The sequence below is a fragment of the Blastococcus sp. DSM 46786 genome, assembly GCF_900109665.1.
Lineage (GTDB): Bacteria > Actinomycetota > Actinomycetes > Mycobacteriales > Geodermatophilaceae > Blastococcus > Blastococcus carthaginiensis.
In genome coordinates this window covers 85145-104455 of sequence record NZ_FOAO01000004.1, presented here as the reverse complement: position 1 = coordinate 104455, position 19311 = coordinate 85145, and the positions used below count along the sequence as shown (strand labels likewise).

The following is a 19311-nucleotide window of genomic DNA, read 5'->3' as shown; positions in this document are numbered from 1 at the left end:
CGGCCGGCGTCACGCGGGGATCGAGAGGGACACCCCGAAGTCGCCGTCGGGGTCGGTCCACCAGTGGGTCAGCCGCAGCCCGGCCGCGGCCAGCTCGGCCTCGATCCCGGCGCGCCGGAACTTCGCCGAGACCTCGGTGCGCATCTCCTCCCCGGCGGCGAACGGCACGTCGAGATCGAGCCTGGCCACCCGCACCCGCTGGTCGACCCGCGACCGGAGCCGCATCTCGATCCACTCCTCGTCGGCGTCCCACCGGGCCACGTGGTCGAACAGGTCCGGGTCGAACGCGGCGCCCAGCTCCCGGTTCAGCACGGCGAGGACGTTCCGGTTGAACGCGGCGGTGACCCCGGCGGCGTCGTCGTAGGCCCGCACGAGCCGGCCGGGGTCCTTCACCAGGTCGGTGCCGAGCAGGAAGGAGTCCCCGGGGTGCAGGGTGGCGGCGAGGTCGCGCAGGAAGGCGGCCCGCGGTTCGGGCTCCAGGTTCCCGATGGTCGAGCCCAGGAAGGCCACCATCCGGCGGCCGTCGCGGGGTAGCTCGGCGAGGTGGCGGGTGAAGTCGCCGACCACCGCCACCACCTCGATCCCCGGGTACTCGGCGGTGACGGCCCCGCCCGCGGCGCGCAGCACGGTGGGATCGACGTCGAAGGGCACGAACCGGCGCAGCGAACCGGCATCGTGCAGGGCGGTGAGCAGCAGACGGGTCTTCTCCGACGTCCCGCTCCCGAGCTCCACCAGCACCTGCGCGCCCGACGCCGCGGCGAGCTCGCCGGCCCGCGCCGCGAGCACCGCGCGCTCGGCCCGCGTCGGGTAGTACTCGGGCAGCCGGGTGATCTCGTCGAACAGCATGCTGCCGCGCTCGTCGTAGAACCAGCGCGGGGGCAGGGACTTCGGCTGCGCGGTCAGCCCGGCGAGCGCATCCGCACGCAGCGCGGCAGCCGCGTCGGTCAGGCCCAGGTGGTCGGTCAGGATCAGTGTCACGTCGGCTCCGGTGGGTCGAGGGGGACGAGCGCGACGCCGTCCGGCGTCACCTCCACGAGATGGCGGTCGGGGACGTCGGACCACGACGGGTCGTCGTCCCACGGCTCGCTGGCCAGTGCCGTGCCGGCCGGCGTGACGAGGACCGACAGCGTGTCGCCCCAGGTGGTGGCCAGCAACCGTGCGCCGTCCGCGGCCAGCAGGTTCAGCCGGGCGGCCGGATCGCGTCCGGCCACCTCCCGGACGACGTCGCCCAGGGCGTCGAGCCCCCGGTCGAACACCAGGGCGGCGAGCAGGGCGCTGTCGACGGTGGACTCCGCGTCCCGCACCGCGGGCAGCGCAGCCCGGTCCACCCGGCCGTTGTGCGACACCAGTGCGCGCCCGTCGGTGAACGGCGCCACGGCGCTCTCCTCCAGCGGCATGCCGACGGTGGCCGAGCGCACCGCGGCCACGACGCAGCCGGAGCGCAGCACCGGGGCCACCGACGCGAAGGACGGGTCGGCCCACATCGGCCGGGGGGACCGCCACCGGACCGGGCCGTCGTGCCCCGCCGCCCAGAAGCCCACGCCCCACCCGTCGGCGTTGATCGTGCCGTGGCGCTGCCGCCGCGGCGCCCACGACTGCACCAGCAACGAGGACGGCGGCTCGAGGACCAGCTCGGCCAGGGACCGCGGCTGTCCCAGCCAGGCGAGGTGGCGGCACACGGTCAGGCGTCCCAGGCCAGCCGGAAGCCGCTGAAGACCTGCCGGCGGACCGGGTGGTCCCAGTTGCGGAAGCTCGGCCGGATGATGGAGGGGGCCACCGACCAGGCGCCCCCGCGCAGCACTCGGTAGTCGCCGCCGAAGAACGGGGCCGAGTAGTCGGCGTAGAGCATCGGCCGGAAGCCGGGCCACGGGAGGAACGGCGAGGAGGTCCACTCCCAGACGTCCCCGATCAGCTGCTCGACGCCGTACGCGGAGGCGCCGGCCGGGTACGCGCCGACCGGGGCTGGGCGCAGCGCCGCCCCGCCCAGGTTGGCCAGGGCCCCGGCCGGCTCGGCCGCCCCCCACGGGAACCGTCGCCGCCGGCCGGCCGCCGGGTCCCAGACCGCGGCCTTCTCCCACTCCACCTCGGTGGGCAGCCGGGCACCGGCCCAGGCGGCGTAGGCCTCGGCCTCGAAGAAGGTGACGTGCTGCACCGGCTCGTCGGGCGGCAGCTCCTCGACCACCCCGAACCGGGTCCGGGTGCCGTCCGGCCCCCAGAACTGCGGCCGCTCCAGGCCGGCCTCGGTGCGGTGCCGCCAGCCGCGCTCCGACCACCACCGGGGCTGGGCGTACCCGCCGTCGGCGACGAATCCGGCGTACTCGGCGTTGGTCACCGGCACCCGCCCGATGCGGAAGGCCGGGACGTCGACCCGGTGCGCCGGCCGCTCGTTGTCCAGCGAGAACGGCTCCTCGGCGGGGTCCACGCCCAGCACGAAGGGCCCGCCGGGGACCAGCACCGACGTGCCGGCCACCCCGGGACGGCCGGGCGGCAGCGATGAGCCGGCGCCGAGCAGCGGCGGACCCGTCCGCAGGTTCAGCGCCTGCAGCATCGTCTCGTCGTGCTGCTGCTCGTGGCTGACCACCATCGCGAAGTCGAACGGGTCGTCCCCGTCGTCCAGGCGGTCGAGCCGGTCCAGCACCCGGCCGCGCACCTCGGAGCAGAAGCCGCGGGCCTCCACGGGCGGCAGCAGCGGCAGCTTCGCGCGGCCGGCCCGCGGATGGGTGAAGGCGTCGTAGAGCGCCTCCACGTCGGGGGGCAGCAGACCGGTCCGGCGGGCATCCCCGGCGCGCAGCAGCCACAGGTCCTCCTGCTGGCCGATGTGCGCGAGGTCCCACACGAGCGGGCTGAGCAGGGGGCTGTGCTGGCGCAGCAGCTCGGGCTCGTCGTGGTCGGTGAGCAGCAGGGTGCGGGCGCGGGCGGCGGCCAGGTCGCCGGCCAGGCGCTCGCGCAGGGACGACGGGGGCGAGGGGTGGGTCATCGGGATGCCTCGGGGAGATCGGTGGCGGCACGGAGGAGAGCGATCGGATCGGCCGAGCCGGCGGCGGCGAGCACGGCGTCCCCGGGGCTGCGTCCCCGCTCGACCAGGGCGAGCAGGGCGGCGACGTCGTCGCGGAGCGCCTGGGGCACGGCGTCGAGCGCGGCGGACAGGCAGCCGACCGCGGCGGTGCGCAGCGCGGCGTCGGCCAGGCCCAGGCAGGCGGCGTCGCTCCACCGTCCGGCGACCGGGGCGCTGGCCACGGCCGCCCGGCCGGCGGCGACCGGGTCGTCCAGGAGCGTCGCGGTCACCGCGGCGAGGGCCGGCCACCACGGCTCCGGGGCGGCGTCCAGGTAGCGGATCTCGAGGTAGCCGCGCGGGCGGACGGGCGGGAAGAGGGTGGTGAGGTGGTAGTCGACGTCGTCCCAGGTCGGCCTGCGCCCGCCCAGCGGGACGGTGCCCGCCACCCAGTCGCCCAGGGACGTCCGCGTGCGCACCGGCTCGGCGCGTCCCGTGGTCGGATCGCGCACGAGCATCACCGGGGCGGCCAGCGCGTAGGCGGCCCACTCGCGGGCCGGGTCCTCGCCGGTGAGCACCGGCCCGCAGCGGGCTTGGTCCAGGTCGCCCCAGATCCGCTGGCGGCAGGACCGCCAGCCGCCCGGGCGACCGGCGGCCACGGGTGAGCAGGCCGAGACCGCGACCAGCACCGGGCCCAGCTGGTGGGCCAGGGCGACCCGGGCCGCCCAGCCGTCGGCCGGCCCGGCGTCCAGGTTGACCTGCAGCGACGCGGTGCCGGTCATCATGCTCAGCCCGGCGCCCGCGCAGCCGGCGGCGGCGAAGTGCTCCTGCATCGCCGCGTAGCGGTGCGCTGGGCTCAGCCGGTGCGGAAGGCGCAGCGGATCGCTGCCGAGGACCGCCAGCTCCAGGCCGTCCGCCGCCAGGGCGCCGGCGAGGACCGCGCGGTCGGCGCGCAGCGCCGTCACCGCCGCGGTCACGTCCCCGGCCGGCGGACCGGAGAGCTCGATCTGGCCACCCGGTTCCAGCGTGATGCGGCTGCCGCCGGGCAGCGGCCCCGCCCCGGCCAGGACGTCGGTGACGCGGTCCCAGGGGACGCGCCTGCCGGGGTCGGTCCGCTCGACGAGCAGCGCCTCGAGCTCCAGGCCGACCCGGCCGGTCGGGCCGGGGCTGAGCGCCGTCCGGGTGATCCGCTCGGTCACCTGGCCGACGTCGAGGACGACGTCCGGTGCGGCGGGTACGGCGGTCAGGCGGGTCACCCCCTCCAGGTCCGGACCGGTCGACGTCGACCGCGGGTCGGTGCGGGGGCGACTCGGCGGTCGCCGTCCACGTGCGTCGTCCATCCTGCCGACCGGCGGGCGTTCAGCAACTCGAATCGCGCGCCGCCCCGGCGCGGCGCGCACTCATCGTGCGAGCGGGCCGTCCAGCAGCGGCAGGACGGCACCGGCGGCCAGGCCCAGCCCGAGGATGCAGGCGGCGGCCAGCACCGCGGCCACCGCGGCGAAGGGCCTGGTGCCGCCGTCCCCGGCATCCTCCTCCGGACGGCGGAACACCGGCGCGAGCCAGCGGAGGTAGTAGAAGAGGCTGGCGACCGTGTTCGCGGCGGCCACCACGACCAGCCAGGCCAGCCCGCCGTCCCAGGCGGCGGTGAAGACCGTCAGCTTGCCGACGAACACCGCCGTCGGCGGGGTGCCGACCAGGCCCAGCAGCGCGACCACCAGCGCGCCGGCCAGCCACGGGGAGGCCGTGGCGAGACCGCGGGACTCCTCGAGGCCCCGGCGGTCGGGGACGGCGGCGACGACGGCGAACGCGGCGAGGTTGGTGACCGCGTAGGCGCCCAGGTAGAACAGCAGCGCGGGCAGCGCCTCGCCGGTGCGGCCGGCGACGGCCACGGGCAGCAGCAGGTAGCCGACCTGGCTGACGGTGGACCAGCCGAGCAGCCGCCGGACGTCGGACTGCGCGAACGCCGCCAGGTTGCCCAGCGTCATGGTGACCGCGGCGAGCACGGCGACCAGCAGCGGCCAGTCCGCGGACCCGGGCAGCACGTCGACCAGCCGGAAGACCGCCACCAGCGCGCCGACCTTGGGCACGGTGGTGAGGAAGGCGGCCGCCGGCGTCCCCGCCGCCTGCGCGGCGTCGGGCACCCAGAAGTGCCCCGGTACGCCCCCGGCCTTGAACACCAGACCGGCCAGCACCCCCAGCAGGCCGACGGCGAGCGCAGCCACCGGGGCGCCCTCCAGCCCGGTCGCGAGCCCCGCGTACGCGGTGGCCCCGCCCAGCCCGTAGAGCACGGTCGTGCCCAGCAGCAGCAGGATGCCGAACAGGGCGCCCAGCAGGTAGGTCTTGAGCGCGGCCTCGGCGGCGCCGGGCGAGCGCAGCATCCCGACCAGCCCGTACAGCGGGATGCTGCCGAGCAGGAAGGCGACGGCCAGCACCAGCAGGTCGGTGGTGCTGCCCATCACGGTGGCGCCGAGCGCGCCGAGCAGCAGCAGCGCGTAGGTCTCGCTCTCGCGGCGGGTGCCGGCCAGTTCGTCGACGCCGAGGCCGATGACCAGCAGCGTGGCGGCGGCGACCACCAGCCGGACGGCGCCGGTGGCGGTGTCGACGGCGAAGGTCCCCCCGTAGACGGTCCGCGCGGGGTCGGCGAGGGCGACGGCGGCCGTGATCCCGGCCGCGACCAGGGCCGCCGTGGCGACGAGGCGCGCACCCCACTGCCGCTCGCGCGGGAGGAAGGATCCGGCGAGCAGGGTGGTGACGGCGCCGACCAGCAGGCAGATCTCGGGGAGCAGCGCCAGCGGTTCCTTGTGCACGGGCGGCTACCGGGAGACCAGGCCGACGACGGTCTCCGCCGCCGGTGCGATGAGGTCCAGCAGCGGCCAGGGCACCACGCCGATCAGCAGCGACAGCAGCAGCAGCCCGCCGACGGGCAGCAGTTCGTGGGTGCGCAGGTCGGGAAAGCCCTCCGCCCGGCCGGCGGTCGGCCCCGTGAACAACCGCTGGTAGGCGCGCAGGAACAGCGCCGCGGTGAGCAGGATGCCGGGGACGGCGAGCACCGCGAACCAGGTGGCGCCGATGCTGCCGGCGAAGATCTGGAACTCGGCGACGAAACCGCTGAACGCCGGCAGCCCCAGCGACGCGAAGGCGCCGACCGCGAAGAGGCCCGCGTACCGGGGGGCCGGCGCGGCGAGGCCACCGAAGTCGGCCATCGCGTAGCTGCCGACGCGGTCGTGGAGCACCCCGGCCAGGAGGAACAACGCGCTGGTGATCAGCCCGTGGCTCACCATCTGGGTGACCGCGCCGGTCACCGCCAGCTCGCGGGCCTCCTGGGCCCCGTCGGCCACCACACCCGCGGCGCCGACGGCCACGAGCACGTAGCCCATGTGGTTGACCGAGGTGTAGGCGATCATCCGCTTCACGTCGGTCTGGGCCAGCGCCACGAGGGCGCCGTAGAGGACGGAGACGACGCCGACGGTGAGCACCACCCATGCCCAGGCCTGCCACGCGTCGGGCAGGGCGGGCATGGCGATGCGGACGAACCCGTAGGTCCCCATCTTCAGGAGGATCCCGGCCAGCACCGCCGAGCCGATCGCCGGCGCGTCGGTGTGCGCGGGCGGGAGCCAGGTGTGGAAGGGCACGGTCGGCGTCTTGACGGCGAGGCCGAGCAGGATCGCCCCGAGCACCCAGGCCCCGGCCACGGCGTCGTCGGCCAGCGGCGCCGCGGCGACGAGCTCGGGGATGTCGAAGGTGTGCGGGTCCGCGGCGAGGTAGAGGCCGATGAAGCCGACCAGCAGCGCCAGGCTGCCGAGGAACGTGTAGAGGAAGAACTTCAGGGCCGACCGTGCGGCGCCGCCGTGGCCCCAGCCGGCGATGACGAAGTACATGCCGACGATCGACAGGTCGAAGAAGACGAAGAACAGGATCAGGTCCTGGGCGACGAACAGCCCCAGGCAGGTCGACTGCAGGAAGAGGAAGAGCGCGGCCTGGGCGCGGGGGCGGCGCGCATCCTTCAGCGCGTGGACCGCGCAGGCGCAGAAGACGACGGCGGTCAGGGCGACCAGCGGCAGCGAGAGCCCGTCGACCCCGACGTGGTAGCTGCTGCCCACCGACGGGATCCAGCGCAGGCGCTCCTCCCAGGCCAGCCCGCCGTCGGGAGGGGTGTCGTAGCCGGCGACCAGCACGGCGACCAGCGCCAGTTCGGCGACGGTCACCCCGAGCCACGTCCACCGCGACACCGCGTCGGGCAGGGCCCGCGCGGCCCCGAGCACGACCGCGGCGGCCAGCGGGAGGAAGACGATCAGGCTGAGCACGGTCACCTCGTCAGGAGGAGGAGCGCCAGCGCGGCGGCGAGCACCACGGCGGCCTGGACGTAGTACTGGTGGAGCTGACCGGTCTGCGTCCGCCGGAGCAGGTCGCCGAGCCGGCGCAGCGCCGCGGCCACGCCCTCGGCGGCCCCGTCGAAGCCGGTGGTGTCGGCGACCGCGGCCCCCCGGGCGGCCCGGACGCCGCCGGTCCCGGTCGCCTCGACGGCGCGGTCGAGCACCCGGTCGTCGAACCGGGCGAAGCCGCCTGCCGCGCCCCGCACGGCGACGGCCGCCGCCGTGACCGACCGGTCGAGCACCCGGTCGTCGAACCGGGCGAGGGCCTCGGCCAGCCGCAGCACCGGGCGCACCGCCACGACCTGCGTCGCCGTCCCCAGGCCGAGCCAGCCCGCCGCCCAGCGGGGCTCGGGCAGGGGCAGGCGGCCCACGGCCAGCACCACCCCGACCGCCAGGACGGCGGAGAGGACCATCTCGAGCACGGACGGGCGGGGCAGGCCGGTCTCGCCCAGGGCCGTGCGGATCGCCGTGCCCACCGGCGGCCAGACGAGCAGGCCCAGCACGGCGGCGCCGGCGGCGAGGACGCCCAGCGGCGCCTGCTGCAGCCCGCCGACCTGCCGGGTGCCCGGGCGCTCGGTGTCGTACCCGCTCTCGGCGGCGGCAGGAGGCCGGCGCCAGAGGATCCACAGCACCTTGCCCGCGTAGGCGGCCGAGAGCGCGGCGCCGGCGAGGCCCACCACGTACAGCGGCAGCGAGTGCTCCCGCGCGACGGCGAGGACCTCGTCCTTGCTGGCCCACAGCGACAGCGGTACGACCCCGGCCAGGGAGAGCGCGCCGACCGCGGCCGGAACGCCGACGACCGGCCAGCGGCGGGCGGCCCCGCGAAGCGCGGGCAGCTGCTTGGTGCCCAGCGCCGACAGCCACGCGCCGGCGGCGAGGAACAGCAGCGCCTTGGTGGACGCGTGGGCCACCAGGTGGGCGGCGCCCCCGGAGACGGCGGCGACACCGGCGGCCAGGACCACGTAGCCGAGCTGCGCCGCGGTGGAGGCGGCGAGCAGCTGCTTGAGGTCCCGCTGGGCCACCGCCACGGCGCCCAGGGCGACCGCCGTGAGAGCGCCCACCCAGGCGGCGGCGTCGTCGGCCCAGCCGCTGGCCGCGAGCAGGGGCGCGGTGCGCAGCAGGAGGTAGCCGCCCATCGCCACCATCGCCGCGGAGTGCAGCAGGGCGCTGACCGGGCTGGGCCCCTCCATCGCCCGCGACAGCCAGAACGAGAAGGGCAGCTGCGCCGCCTTCCCCAGGGCGGCGACGAGCACGCCCGCGGCGACGACGTCCAGCCACGGCCCCCCGGCGTCCGCCAGCCGGTCGAGCCCCAGCCCGGCGCCACCGGCCAGGGCCGCGCCGGCCGCGACGTACAGGCCGAGGTCGGCCGCCCGGGTGGTGAGGAACGCGGTGGTCCCCGCGCCGACCCGGTCGGGATCGCGCCAGGAGAAGGCGATGAGCGCGTAGGAGGTGGCGCCCATGACCTCCCAGGCGAACAGCAGCGCGGGCAGCGTGGTGGCGACGGTCGTGAGCGCGACGGCCGCCTCGAACAGCAGCATGAGGCCGAAGAACCGGCCCCGGGCGCCGGTGATCTCGCCGGCCGAGAAGACGAGCACCAGCAGGGTGACCGCGGCGACGGCGGGCAGCACCACGGCGGTGAGCGCGTCCACCGCGAGGCCCAGGTCCGCGCCCGGCAGGAACGGCACGGAGACCGCCGGCCGCGACACGGCGACCGCGATCGCCGCGGCCAGCACCAGGCCGGCGGTGCCGACGGCGACGGCCGGCGCCACCCGGTCCGCCCGGCGACCGGCTCCGCACAGCAGCGCACCGACGACCGCGGGCAGCACGACGAGCGCCCAGAGCAGCGCGGTCACCGGGACAGGTCCGTGGCCATGTCGGTCATGTCCGACCCGCGGGAGCGGTGCAGCAGGGTGGCGACGGCGAAACCCATGGCCATCTCCACGGTCATCGCCGTGATGACGACCAGCAGCAGGACCTGCCCGTCGGGCGCAGGGGAGAGGAACCACCAGAAGGCGCCGGCGGCGAGGATGACGCCGTTGAGCATCAGCTCCAGGCCCATCATCACCATGACGACGACCTGCTGGGAGATGGCGCCGTAGAGCCCCACGCAGAACAGCGCGGCGGCCACCAGGAGAACGGTCTGCAGGGTCACGACGCCGCCTCGTCCGCGGGGTCGTCGTCGTAGCGGCCGCGGGGGAGGGCCAGGACCAGGGCGGAGACGATCGTGGCGAAGAGGACCGCGCTCACGGTCATCATCACCAGCATCTTGCCGCCCATGACCGCCCGGCCGACGGCGAGCGTGAGGTCGGCGGCGGGCGCACCGCGGCGCTCCGGCCAGTCGACCAGCAGGATGCCGGCGGCCAGCACGGCGAAGGTCAGCCCCGCGACGGCGAGCGACGTCCGCTTCCCGTGCACCATGCTCATCGGCATGAGCGCGGGGTTCATCCCCATGAACATGATCATGTAGATGGCCATGATCGCCATCTCCATCACCATCATCAGGACGACGACGACGCCCAGGTAGTCCAGGCCGAACAGCAGCAGCGCCAGCCCGACGGCGACGAAGGAGACGGCGAGCGCGTAGGTCGCCCGCGCCATCGAGTCCACGCGGAAGACGGCGATCCCCGAGGCGACGGCGACGACCGCCAGCCCCCAGAACACGATGTCGTCGACCACCTCAGCCCCTCCCCACCACGACCACGGCGACCACCAGCAGTTGCAGCAGCACCAGCGGGAGCACGACCACCCACCCGAACGGCAGCAGCCGGTCGGGCCGGACGGTCGGCAGCCGCCGCCGCACCCACACCAGCGCGGCCAGCAGCGCGGCGGTCTTGACCAGCGACCAGAGCCACGCCGGCAGCAGCGGCCCGTGGCCGCCGCCGAGGAAGACGGCCACGGCGAAGGCCGAGCCCGCGGCCATCAGCGCCCAGCGGCCGGCGAGCAGCAGCCAGCGGTCGATCCCGGAGGAGTCGGCGAGCACGCCCCCGGCGAGATCGGTGCCGGCGGGTGCGGAGAACGGGGCGCGCACGGAGAAGGCGAGCACCGCGCCGCAGAAGACCAGGAAGGCGACCGGCATCCAGACGGCGAACCACAGCCCCTCCTGCGCGGCGACGACGTCGCCCACGGCCAGGCTGCCCGCGGCCACGGCCGGCGCGGTGATCGCGAACATCAGCGGCAGCTCGTAGGCCAGGGCCTGGGCGAGGAAGCGGTAGCCGCCCACCAGGGCGTGCGCGCTGTTGGGCCCCCACCCGGCGAGCCACACGAGCGCCCACACCACGACGTCCATGGCGTTGAACCAGACGATGCCCACGGGCAGGTCTCCCAGCGTCCAGCGGCCGAGCGGCACCACGACGACCATGAGCAACGCGACGACGACGAGGCCGCCGGTGCCGACCAGCTCCAGCGGCCGGTCGGCGGCGACCGTCCGCCGCCGCCGTTGCCGCAGCAGCCGGGCCGTCTCCGCCACCGGCACCCCCGCGCCGTGCTGCCAGGGCCGGCCCTCGGCGCGGGCGGCGACCGCCCCGTCGAACGCCGCGCCGGCGGCCGCGACGGCGAGGAGGAGGACGGCGGCCAGCGGCACCCACGCCGCCGACACCTGGGTCAGGGAGGAGCCCGTCACGACAGCCCCGCCCCGCTGCGCACGAGCGTCCCCGGTGCCAGTTCGGCGGCGGCCACCCGCAGCCGCACCGCGCCCAGCTCCTGCCCGGTGACCAGCGGGGCGAGGTCGTCGAGGGGGAGGAGGGCGATCGGGGTGGGGGTGCCGGTCAGCGCAGCCGCCGCCTCGTCGAGGAGGGCGAGGAGGCGGCCGTGCAGCTGGCCCGGCAGCGTCCAGCGCAGGGTGCGGGACCGCCGGACGCGCCGGGTCAGCCGCTCCAGCGCGGAGCGGCAGGCCCCGGGGTTCCCCGGGCTCAGCAGGTCGTCGCGCAGCCGGGCGGCGGCCGCGGCGGCGTCCGCCCACCCGGCGAGCGCGAGGATGCCCGCGGCCCGGTCGCAGCGGTCGGCCGGCGATCCGGGGACGAGGTCCCCGTCGGGCTCCGCCGCCGGATCGGGGGGCAGCACCTCCGCGCGGGTCTCCTGGACGACGTCGCCCTGCACGGTGCAGTGCAGCACCAGGCCGGCCGGCCACGCGGGCAGGACGGGGCCGAGCGGCACGTGCAGCACGTCCATCTCCAGCCCGTCCCGCGCGTCGCCCCCGCCGGCCAGCGGGATGCCCGCCGGCATCGGCATGTCCATGTCCATGTCGCCGTCGTCCATGTCCTCGGAGTCGTCCTCGGGGTCGTCGTCCCCGTGATCCATGTCCTCGGCGTCGTCCTGCGCGGGGTCCGCGCCGGCCTCGATCCCCATGGCCGGCTCTCCCGGCCGGGACGCGGCGTCCGCCCGCTGCGCGGCGTCGTCGGAGAGCTCGGCCACGACCCGGTCCAGCGCCGCGGCGGTCCCGGCCGGGTCGAGCACCTCCGCCCGGGCCCGGGGGCCGGGCAGCTGGTCCCAGACGAGGTCGACGGCGGCCGCCAGCCGGGCGCCGGGCACGCCGCAGACCAGCAGGGCGTCGGCGTCCGCGGGCGTGAGGGCCGGCCGCCAGCCGCGCCGGCGGAGCTGCTCCTCGGCGGCGCACCGGGTCCGTCCCCAGCCGGGCACCTCCACGACCAGGACCGCGACCCGCCGGACGGCCGCCGTCGTCAGCCGTTCCCTCAGACCCATCGCAGCGCACCTTCGCGCCAGGCCCAGAGCACGCCCACCATGAGGACGCCGAGGAAGACGAACATCTCCACCACCGCGGAGACGCCGACCTCGGCCACGACGGTGACCCACGGGTACATGTAGAGCATCTCCACGTCGAAGGCCAGGAACAGCAGCGTGACGGGGTAGTAGCGGGCGTGGAACCGCGACAGGGCGTGCTCCCGGGGCCGCCACCCGGAGAGGAACGGCAGCGTCGCCAGCGGAGCGGGGTCCACGGCGGTGACCCGGTGGAGGCGCCACGCGCCCACCGCGACCGCCGCGCCGAGCAGCAGCATCACGGCCGCGGCCAGGTACATGCGCCCTCCTCCCGGTCGGTGATCACCGCGAGCGCGCTACCCGGTGCCGACCGGTGCACGCATGACGATGCGGTGACGTCGGGAGGCGGCCCGGGGGCCCCGCAGGGCGCCGCTACCCCCGCTGGCCGGCGGCGCGGCGGACCAGGTCGTCGTAGACCGACGGGTCGTCGGAGTCGACGACGGGGTAGCCGCCGGCCTCGTCCGGGTGCATCGCCACCCCGGGGTTGTGGACGTCCGAGCCGTCGGCGAGGAAGAAGTGCGGGCTGCCCTGCACGTCGTCCCGGTGCGCCCGGTAGCCGGCCATCATCGCGCCGCGGGCCCGCCCGTCGTCCAGCGCGGCGGCGACCGCGTCGGCGTCCACGAGGTCGCAGCCGCGGGCGACGTCGACGACCTCGTGCACCATGCTGATGCACCGGCTGTCGCGGAAGAACGCCAGCCGCAGCGCCATGTCCAGCTGCTCGGCCGCGTCCGCGGACTGCTCCTTGGCCGCGTGCACCGCCTCGTCGGCCGGCAGGCCGGTCACCGGCCACGCCGACGGCTCGCCCTGCCAGGGGGAGAGCCCCAGCGAGGGCTCCAGCTGCCCGACCACCGGGATCTCGGCGTCGACCATGCCCCGCGGGATCGCGAAGCGGTTGACGTCCTCCAGCAGGAAGAGCCGGTGGTCCACCCGCACCGCGTCGTCGAGCCCGAGGCGTGCCCGGGCCGTGTAGAAGCGGTGCAGGGCCACGGTGGACCAGGCGCAGACGACGTCGGTGAAGACGACGACGGTGCCCGGTGCGACGTCGATCGGCATGGCAGCGGCCCTACCCACCGCGCCGCCGGCACACCCGTACCGGCAGCGCAGCGAGCCGGTCAGGGCGCGACGACCGCCTTCGTCCAGCCGCTCTCGCGCCGGTCGAACGTCTCGTAGGCGTCGAGCACCGACGGCATGTCCTCGACCTGGGTGAGCACCGTCGAGGGGTCGATGGCACCGGTGCGCACCAGGTCGAGCAGCTGCGGGATGTACCGGCGGTGGTTGCAGTTGCCCATCTTCACCGTCAGGTTCTTGTTCATCGCCGCACCGATCGGATAGCTGGTCATCTCGGGCGGGTAGACGCCGATGATCCCGATCGTCCCGGCCTTGGCCACGGCCTGCACCGCCCACTGCGCCGCCTGGCCGGGTGCGTCGCCGGCCACCCACGTGTCGCCCTGCGGGTTCTGCTCGGGTGCGACCTGCGACCGCTCCTGGTCGAACGTCCCCGCCTGCTGCTCCGCCGTCTCCGCCGCCGGGCCGGACTTCGGCCGCTGGGCGTCGACGCCGACGGCGTCGATGACGCGGTCCACGCCGATCCCGCCGGTGAGCTCCTGGACGACGGAGACCGGGTCCTCGGCGTTGAAGTCGATCGCCTCCGCGCCGCGCCCGCGCGCCTGGTCCAGCCGGCTGGCGACGCCGTCGACGACGAGCACGCGCCCGGCGCCCTGCTGGAAGGCACTGGTGATCGCGAACTGGCCGACCGGGCCGGCGCCCAGGACCAGCACCGTGTCACCCGGTTCCACCTCGGCCAGCCGCGCGCCGAACCAGGCCGTCGGGTAGATGTCCGACAGCAGGATGGCCTGGTCGTCGGTCACCTCCGGCGGCAGCCAGACGGGGCCGACGTGGGCGAACGGGATGCGCGCGTACTGCGCCTGCAGGCCGTCGACGGGGCCGGTGGTCTGCGGCCCGCCGAAGAAGCAGGTGCCGGCCGACGGCCCGTTCGGGTTCGCGTTGTCGCACTGCGCGTAGTAGCCGGCGCGGCAGTACGAGCAGACCCCGCAGCCGACCGTGGACGGGATGACGACCCGGTCCCCGGCGCGCAGGTTGCGCACGCCCGGCCCGGTCTCGCGCACCACGCCCACGGCCTCGTGGCCGAGGATCGTGCCCTCGACCATGCCCGACATCGTGCCCCGCACGAAGTGCAGGTCGGTGCCGCAGATGCCGCTCGCGGTGATCTCGACGATGGCGTCGGTCGGGTCCTGGATGGTCGGGTCGGGGACGTCGTCCAACCGGATGTCCCCGACGCCGTGCCACACGACTGCCTTCATGGTGTTCCTCCTGGGATGGTGGTCTTCGGCGCGGCCCGGAGGCTCACCCCGGGCGCACGAGGGTGTGGGGAGGGCGGGGCCTTCCCTCAGGCCTGGCCGGGGCGGAGCAGCACCTTGGTCCAGCCGTCGTCCCGCTGGTCGAAGCGCTGGTACCCCTCTGCCGCCTGGTCCAGGCCGAGCTCGTGGGAGGTGATCAGGCCGGGCGTGGCCCGGCCGGCGACGATCAGGTCGCGCAACCGGCGGTTGTACCGCTTCACCGGTGCCTGCCCGGTGCCCATCGACTGACCCTTGGTGAAGAAGGTCCCGAACTGCCACGGGATCCGGCCCTGCTGGGCCAGCTCGCCGTTCGCCCCGGGGTCCTGCGGCATGTAGACGCCGACCACGCCGATGCCGCCGGTCGAGCGCACCACCTGCGCCAGGTTGTCCAGCACCAGCTCGGGGTGCTCCTCGCCGGAGGGGTCGTGCGCCTGGTAGCCGACGGCCTCGACGCCGCGGTCGACGCCGCGCCCGCCGGTGGCGTCCAGCAACTGCTCGACCGGGTCGTGCGCGCTGAAGTCGACCGGCGTGGCCCCGAACTTCTCGGCCAGCGCGAGCCGGTCGTTCTCCTTGTCGACGACGAAGACCTGCGAGGCGCCGCGGATCATCGCGCTGTGCGCGGCCATGAGCCCGACGGGACCGCCGCCGAACACCGCGACGCGGTCACCGACCTGGAAGCCGGAGAGCTCCACCCCGTGCCACCCGGTCGGGAAGATGTCCGACAGCATCGTGAAGTCGTTCTCGTGCTCCTCGCCGGCGGGCAGGTGCAGCAGGTTGAAGTCCGCCCACGGCACCCGCAGGTACTCCGCCTGGCCGCCGTCGTAGGGCCCCATGCTGGCGTAGCCGTACGCGGCGCCGTCCACGCCCTCGGTCGGGTTGGCGCGCAGGCAGAACGACGTCCACCCCTGGGTGCAGTTGCGGCAGGTGCCGCAGGCGATGTTGAAGGGCACCGACACCCGGTCGCCGACCTGGATCCGGTCGACGCCCTCGCCGACGGCCTCGACGACGCCCATGTTCTCGTGGCCGAGGACCTTGCCCTCCTCGACGGGGGTGCGGCCCTCGTACATGTGCAGGTCGGACCCGCAGATGTTCGTGGTGGTGATGCGGATGATGGCGTCGGTGGGGGACTGGATCGTCGGGTCGGGGACCTCTTCGACGGCGACCTTCTTCGGGCCCCGGTAGACGACGGCCTTCATGGACTGGTCCTTCCGCTGGAGGGGGGCGGCGCAGCGACGCCGCCCGGGACGGGGCGCCGGCTCCGGCCGGTGCCTGCGCACCGGGGGTCCTCGCGCCGCTCCGGCACTACCCGGTCCGCCGGCGGGTACTCGGCCGCCCGCGATCCGATCGAGGTCGGCCGGTCGGGGCTGCCGGCTCGGCTTGCCGCGGCCGCGACCGGGCGGGACCCTGCCGGGAGGGTGGTCCACCGACCGGAGGGGCGACGATGGCGGCGCGGCAACCGAAGGAGATGGCGCAGGCGGCCACCGCGATGGGCGCCAAGAAGGTCGATCGCGGCTGGGACCGGGTGCTGGTCAGCGCCTTCCTGGCCGGGGCCTACATCGCCTTCGGCGGCCTGGTCGCGATCACCGTCTCCTCGGGGCTGGACCCGGAGACGTGGGGAACGCTGCCGACCCTGTTCACCGGGGCGACGTTCACCCTCGGCCTCGTGCTGGTGCTGATCGCCGGCTCCGACCTCGCGACCGGCAACATGCTGCTGGTCCCGATGGGTGCCATGCACGGCAAGCTCGGCATGGGCGACGTCGCCCGCAACCTCACCCTGGTCCTGCTGGGCAACGTGGTCGGCGCGTTGTTCGTGGCCTACTTCCTCGCCGTCCAGACCGGTGTGATCGGGGACGCCGACGCGGCGGGCAGCGCGGCGCTCACCTACGAGCGGCTGGCCTCCATCGCCGAGGGCAAGGCCCTGGGGGAGTCGCCGTGGCAGACCTTCCTGCGGGCGGTGGGCTGCAACTGGCTGGTCTGCCTCGCGGTCTGGATGTCGCTGGCGGCCACGTCGGTGTCGGGGAAGATCCTGGCGCTCTTCTTCCCGATCATGGCCTTCGTGGCGATGGGCTTCGACCACGTCGTCGCGAACATGTTCTTCCTGCCGGCCGCGATCTTCGCCGGGGTCCCCGACATCGGCTGGGACGACACCCTGCTGAACTGGCTGCTGGCCGGGGCGGGGAACCTCGTGGGCGCGGTCGTCTTCGTGGCGACGTCCTACTGGTACCTGTTCCTCCGGGACGAGCCGGAGCCCTCCCCGGAGGAGGCGGCCGCCGAGCCGGCCGAGCGGGGCTGACCAGGCCCGCGCCGGAGCACGCCCGTCACGGGATCGTCATGCGCCGGGCGGCGTTCGGCAGCCGACGACAGGGGTAGGGCGAGTCCGGCGAGAGCCCCCGGCCGCGGTCGCGACCGGGCCGACCAGCGAAGGAGACCGACGTGACCGTCGCCGCCCGGATGCTCGACACCTACCCGAAGGACCTCGGCGGGGTGGACCGGCAGAAGCTCCTGGAGTGCATCGAGGCGTGCGTCGAGTGCGCCCAGGCGTGCACCGCCTGCGCCGACGCCTGCCTCAGCGAGGACACGGTCGCGGAGCTCACGACGTGCATCCGCACCAACACCGACTGCGCCGACATCTGCGACACCACCGGACGGGTCCTCTCCCGCCACACCGGCTACGACGCCAACCTGACCCGTGCGGTCCTCGAGGCCTGCGCCGCCGCGTGCAAGGCCTGCGGGGACGAGTGCTCGGGCCACGCCGGGATGCACGAGCACTGCCGCGTCTGCGCCGAGGCCTGCCGCCGCTGCGAGGCCGCCTGCCGGGACCTCATCAGCACGCTGGGCTGACCGCCGTGCCGTCGAGTGGCGGAACGACCGGCGGCACGCGGTGACCGTCGACGTGCTCCTGGTGGCGGCGGGTGCCCTCGCGCTCGTCGCCGCCGCGTGGTCGGAGCGGATCCGTCGCCTCCCGGTCAGCGAGCCGCTCATCGCGCTGGCCATCGGGGTCCTCCTCGGCCCGGCGGTGCTCGGCATCCTGCCCGTGCCCGATCTGCTGGAGGACCACGCGTGGCTGCACACCGCGGCCCGCCTCCTGCTCGCCGTCTCGGTCATGTCCGTCGCGCTGCGCTACCCGTTCCGCACCGCACGCGCCCGCTGGCGGCCGGTGCTGCTCCTGCTGGCCGTGGTCATGCCGGCCATGGCGGTCGTCACCGCCGGGCTCGCCGCGCTGACCCTCGGCGTCGGGCTCGGGGTGGCCGCGCTGATCGGCGCCGCGCTGACCCCGACCGACCCGGTGCTCGCCTCGACCGTGACCACCGGCAAGCCCGCCGAGGAGGACCTGCCCGGCCGCGACCGGCAGGTCCTCTCCCTGGAGTCCGGCGCCAACGACGGGCTGGCGCTCGCGCTGGTGCTGGTCGCGCTGGCGCTGGCCGGCCCGCTGTCCATGGGTGGTGCGCTGCTCGAGACGCTCTGGGACGTGGGCGGTGCGCTGCTGCTGGGGGCGTTCCTGGGCTGGCTCGGTGGTCAGGCCCTCAAGGCCGGTGCCGACCACGGGGCCACCGACCCGGGGCCCGAACTGGTGTTCACGATCGTGCTGGCCTTCGCCACCCTGGGGGTGGGCGGGCTGATCCACGTCGACGGGATCTTCGCCGTCTTCGTCTGCGGGCTCGCCTTCAACGCGGTGAGCACCGGGCGGGAGCGCGAGGCCGACGTCCGGATCGACGAGGCGGTCAACCGGTTCGTCGTCCTCCCGCTGTTCCTGGCGTTCGGTGCCATCCTGCCGTGGGCGGAGTGGCGCACCCTGGGCTGGAGCGGGCTGCTGTTCGCCGTCCTGGTGCTGCTGCTGCGCCGCCCGCCGGTCGTCTACCTGCTCCGCCGCCCGCTGCACCTGGCCCGGCCGGATGCCGCCTACCTCGGCTGGTTCGGGCCGATCGGGGTGTCCGCGCTGTTCTACCTGACGCTGGAGTCCGAACGGCTGGCGATCGACCCGGTGGTGCTCGTCGCCGGCACGCTGGTCGTCGCGGTCAGCACCGTGGTGCACGGCCTGACGGCGACGCCGGGGCGTGTCGTCTACCGCACGCTGACCGGCCCCGAGGGCAGAGATGCGGGCGCGGAGGAGGGCCGGGACCAGGATCACAACCGGTCCGCGTCGTCGCCGGGGCCGGACGGGTAGGGGCGCCCCATGTGGTTCGACAACTGGTCCGACGTCATCCGGGTGCTGCTGGTGGGGGCGGCGGCCTACGCCACCGTGGTGGTCGCCCTGCGGCTCTCCGGCAAACGGACGCTCACCAAGCTCAACGCCTTCGACCTGGTGGTCACCGTGGCGCTGGGGTCCACCCTGGCCACCATCCTGCTCAGCAGCGACGTCGCCTGGGTCGAGGGCGCCGTCGCGCTCGGACTGCTCGCGCTGCTGCAGGCGGTGGTCGCGTGGTTGACCGTCCGCTGGCCGGGGCTGCGGACCGTCGTCACGTCCCGTCCGACGCTGGTGCTCAGCGACGGCGAGCCGCTGCCCGACCGGATGCGTGAGGTGCGGATCGGCATCGACGAGATCCGCCAGGCGGTCCGCTCCTCGGGATCCGGGGACCTGGCCGACGTCGCCGCGGTGGTGCTGGAGAGCGACGGCTCGCTGAGCGTGATCCCGGCGGAGAAGTACGGCACCGGCGCCGCGCTCGAGGGGGTGGCGGGGGCCGACGCCCGCCGCCACGGTGCGCAGGCCTGACCGCGCCCGCAGTTCTTCCCCATCTGGCTGCGGGCGGCTGCGGCAGAGGTGACGAAGCGGTGTCAGCTCGCCGGGGCGGACGTTCGGGTCGGGGGCCCGTGGGGC

At 75.3% G+C, this 19311-nt stretch carries 19 protein-coding genes; 4 read left to right on the top strand and 15 right to left on the bottom strand.

Annotated features, from left to right (window positions below):
- Nucleotides 1-9 precede the first annotated feature (9 nt).
- From egtD to BMW62_RS05105, 15 genes are all read right to left on the bottom strand, one after another.
- Nucleotides 10-978 (bottom strand): L-histidine N(alpha)-methyltransferase, encoded by a 969-nt coding sequence (egtD, locus tag BMW62_RS05175; protein WP_091929779.1) that lies wholly within the window; start codon nucleotides 976-978, stop codon nucleotides 10-12.
- Nucleotides 975-1679: an ergothioneine biosynthesis protein EgtC gene (gene egtC / locus BMW62_RS05170; protein WP_091929778.1), complete on the bottom strand. Its 705-nt coding sequence runs from the start codon at nucleotides 1677-1679 to the stop codon at nucleotides 975-977. The genes egtD and egtC overlap by 4 nt, the downstream gene beginning before the upstream one ends.
- Before the next feature lie 2 nt (nucleotides 1680-1681).
- Nucleotides 1682-2977 carry an ergothioneine biosynthesis protein EgtB gene (egtB, locus tag BMW62_RS05165; RefSeq protein WP_091929777.1) on the bottom strand — a complete coding sequence of 432 codons (1296 nt, stop codon included), beginning with the start codon at nucleotides 2975-2977 and terminating at the stop codon, nucleotides 1682-1684.
- Complete coding sequence (gene egtA, locus BMW62_RS05160; RefSeq protein WP_244523853.1) at nucleotides 2974-4248, bottom strand: ergothioneine biosynthesis glutamate--cysteine ligase EgtA; 1275 nt, start codon at nucleotides 4246-4248, stop codon at nucleotides 2974-2976. The genes egtB and egtA overlap by 4 nt, the downstream gene beginning before the upstream one ends.
- Nucleotides 4249-4392: 144 nt before the next feature.
- Entirely contained in the window at nucleotides 4393-5799 is a 1407-nt protein-coding gene (locus BMW62_RS05155; RefSeq protein ID WP_091929775.1) for an NADH-quinone oxidoreductase subunit N, read from the bottom strand.
- Between the two features lie 6 nt (nucleotides 5800-5805).
- Entirely contained in the window at nucleotides 5806-7302 is a 1497-nt protein-coding gene (locus BMW62_RS05150; protein WP_244523852.1) for a complex I subunit 4 family protein, read from the bottom strand.
- Nucleotides 7299-9218 (bottom strand): proton-conducting transporter transmembrane domain-containing protein, encoded by a 1920-nt coding sequence (locus tag BMW62_RS05145; RefSeq protein ID WP_091929774.1) that lies wholly within the window; start codon nucleotides 9216-9218, stop codon nucleotides 7299-7301. Before BMW62_RS05145 ends, BMW62_RS05150 begins: the two co-directional genes overlap by 4 nt.
- Nucleotides 9215-9517, bottom strand: coding sequence for an NADH-quinone oxidoreductase subunit NuoK (locus BMW62_RS05140; RefSeq protein ID WP_091929773.1), 303 nt, complete (start codon nucleotides 9515-9517; stop codon nucleotides 9215-9217). Before BMW62_RS05140 ends, BMW62_RS05145 begins: the two co-directional genes overlap by 4 nt.
- Complete coding sequence (locus tag BMW62_RS05135; protein WP_091929772.1) at nucleotides 9514-10041, bottom strand: NADH-quinone oxidoreductase subunit J; 528 nt, start codon at nucleotides 10039-10041, stop codon at nucleotides 9514-9516. Before BMW62_RS05135 ends, BMW62_RS05140 begins: the two co-directional genes overlap by 4 nt.
- 1 nt (nucleotide 10042) lies before the next feature.
- Entirely contained in the window at nucleotides 10043-10984 is a 942-nt protein-coding gene (locus tag BMW62_RS05130) for a complex I subunit 1 family protein (RefSeq protein ID WP_091929894.1), read from the bottom strand.
- Nucleotides 10981-12063 carry a hypothetical protein gene (locus tag BMW62_RS05125; RefSeq protein WP_091929771.1) on the bottom strand — a complete coding sequence of 361 codons (1083 nt, stop codon included), beginning with the start codon at nucleotides 12061-12063 and terminating at the stop codon, nucleotides 10981-10983. The genes BMW62_RS05130 and BMW62_RS05125 overlap by 4 nt, the downstream gene beginning before the upstream one ends.
- Nucleotides 12054-12398, bottom strand: coding sequence for an NADH-quinone oxidoreductase subunit A (locus BMW62_RS05120; RefSeq protein WP_091929770.1), 345 nt, complete (start codon nucleotides 12396-12398; stop codon nucleotides 12054-12056). The genes BMW62_RS05125 and BMW62_RS05120 overlap by 10 nt, the downstream gene beginning before the upstream one ends.
- 112 nt (nucleotides 12399-12510) lie before the next feature.
- Nucleotides 12511-13191 carry a DsbA family oxidoreductase gene (locus BMW62_RS05115; RefSeq protein WP_091929769.1) on the bottom strand — a complete coding sequence of 227 codons (681 nt, stop codon included), beginning with the start codon at nucleotides 13189-13191 and terminating at the stop codon, nucleotides 12511-12513.
- 59 nt (nucleotides 13192-13250) lie between these two features.
- On the bottom strand, nucleotides 13251-14459 hold the full coding sequence (locus tag BMW62_RS05110; RefSeq protein WP_091929768.1) for a zinc-dependent alcohol dehydrogenase: 1209 nt from the start codon (nucleotides 14457-14459) through the stop codon (nucleotides 13251-13253).
- A gap of 86 nt (nucleotides 14460-14545) precedes the next feature.
- Complete coding sequence (locus BMW62_RS05105; RefSeq protein ID WP_091929767.1) at nucleotides 14546-15691, bottom strand: glutathione-independent formaldehyde dehydrogenase; 1146 nt, start codon at nucleotides 15689-15691, stop codon at nucleotides 14546-14548.
- A 245-nt stretch (nucleotides 15692-15936) separates the two neighbouring features.
- Between BMW62_RS05105 and BMW62_RS05100 the strand changes: the two genes are divergently transcribed.
- The 4 genes from BMW62_RS05100 to BMW62_RS05085 all read left to right on the top strand — a co-directional run bounded on the left by BMW62_RS05100 (nucleotide 15937) and on the right by BMW62_RS05085 (nucleotide 19206).
- Nucleotides 15937-16788, top strand: coding sequence for a formate/nitrite transporter family protein (locus BMW62_RS05100; RefSeq protein ID WP_091929766.1), 852 nt, complete (start codon nucleotides 15937-15939; stop codon nucleotides 16786-16788).
- A 140-nt stretch (nucleotides 16789-16928) separates the two neighbouring features.
- Entirely contained in the window at nucleotides 16929-17336 is a 408-nt protein-coding gene (locus BMW62_RS05095; protein ID WP_091929765.1) for a four-helix bundle copper-binding protein, read from the top strand.
- A gap of 40 nt (nucleotides 17337-17376) precedes the next feature.
- Nucleotides 17377-18660 (top strand): cation:proton antiporter, encoded by a 1284-nt coding sequence (locus BMW62_RS05090; RefSeq protein WP_091929764.1) that lies wholly within the window; start codon nucleotides 17377-17379, stop codon nucleotides 18658-18660.
- Nucleotides 18661-18669: 9 nt separating this feature from the next.
- Nucleotides 18670-19206: a DUF421 domain-containing protein gene (locus BMW62_RS05085; RefSeq protein ID WP_091929763.1), complete on the top strand. Its 537-nt coding sequence runs from the start codon at nucleotides 18670-18672 to the stop codon at nucleotides 19204-19206.
- Nucleotides 19207-19311 lie beyond the last annotated feature (105 nt).

What these genes read in the sequence shown, in the direction of transcription:
- egtB (WP_091929777.1), bottom strand. Translation starts at nt 2,977, where the DNA reads ATGACCCACCCCTCGCCCCCGTCGTCCCTGCGCGAGCGCCTGGCCGGC.
- BMW62_RS05125 (WP_091929771.1), bottom strand. Translation starts at nt 12,063, where the DNA reads ATGGGTCTGAGGGAACGGCTGACGACGGCGGCCGTCCGGCGGGTCGCG.
- BMW62_RS05120 (WP_091929770.1), bottom strand. Translation starts at nt 12,398, where the DNA reads ATGTACCTGGCCGCGGCCGTGATGCTGCTGCTCGGCGCGGCGGTCGCG.
- BMW62_RS05115 (WP_091929769.1), bottom strand. Translation starts at nt 13,191, where the DNA reads ATGCCGATCGACGTCGCACCGGGCACCGTCGTCGTCTTCACCGACGTC.
- BMW62_RS05110 (WP_091929768.1), bottom strand. Translation starts at nt 14,459, where the DNA reads ATGAAGGCAGTCGTGTGGCACGGCGTCGGGGACATCCGGTTGGACGAC.
- BMW62_RS05105 (WP_091929767.1), bottom strand. Translation starts at nt 15,691, where the DNA reads ATGAAGGCCGTCGTCTACCGGGGCCCGAAGAAGGTCGCCGTCGAAGAG.
- BMW62_RS05100 (WP_091929766.1), top strand. Translation starts at nt 15,937, where the DNA reads ATGGCGGCGCGGCAACCGAAGGAGATGGCGCAGGCGGCCACCGCGATG.
- BMW62_RS05085 (WP_091929763.1), top strand. Translation starts at nt 18,670, where the DNA reads ATGTGGTTCGACAACTGGTCCGACGTCATCCGGGTGCTGCTGGTGGGG.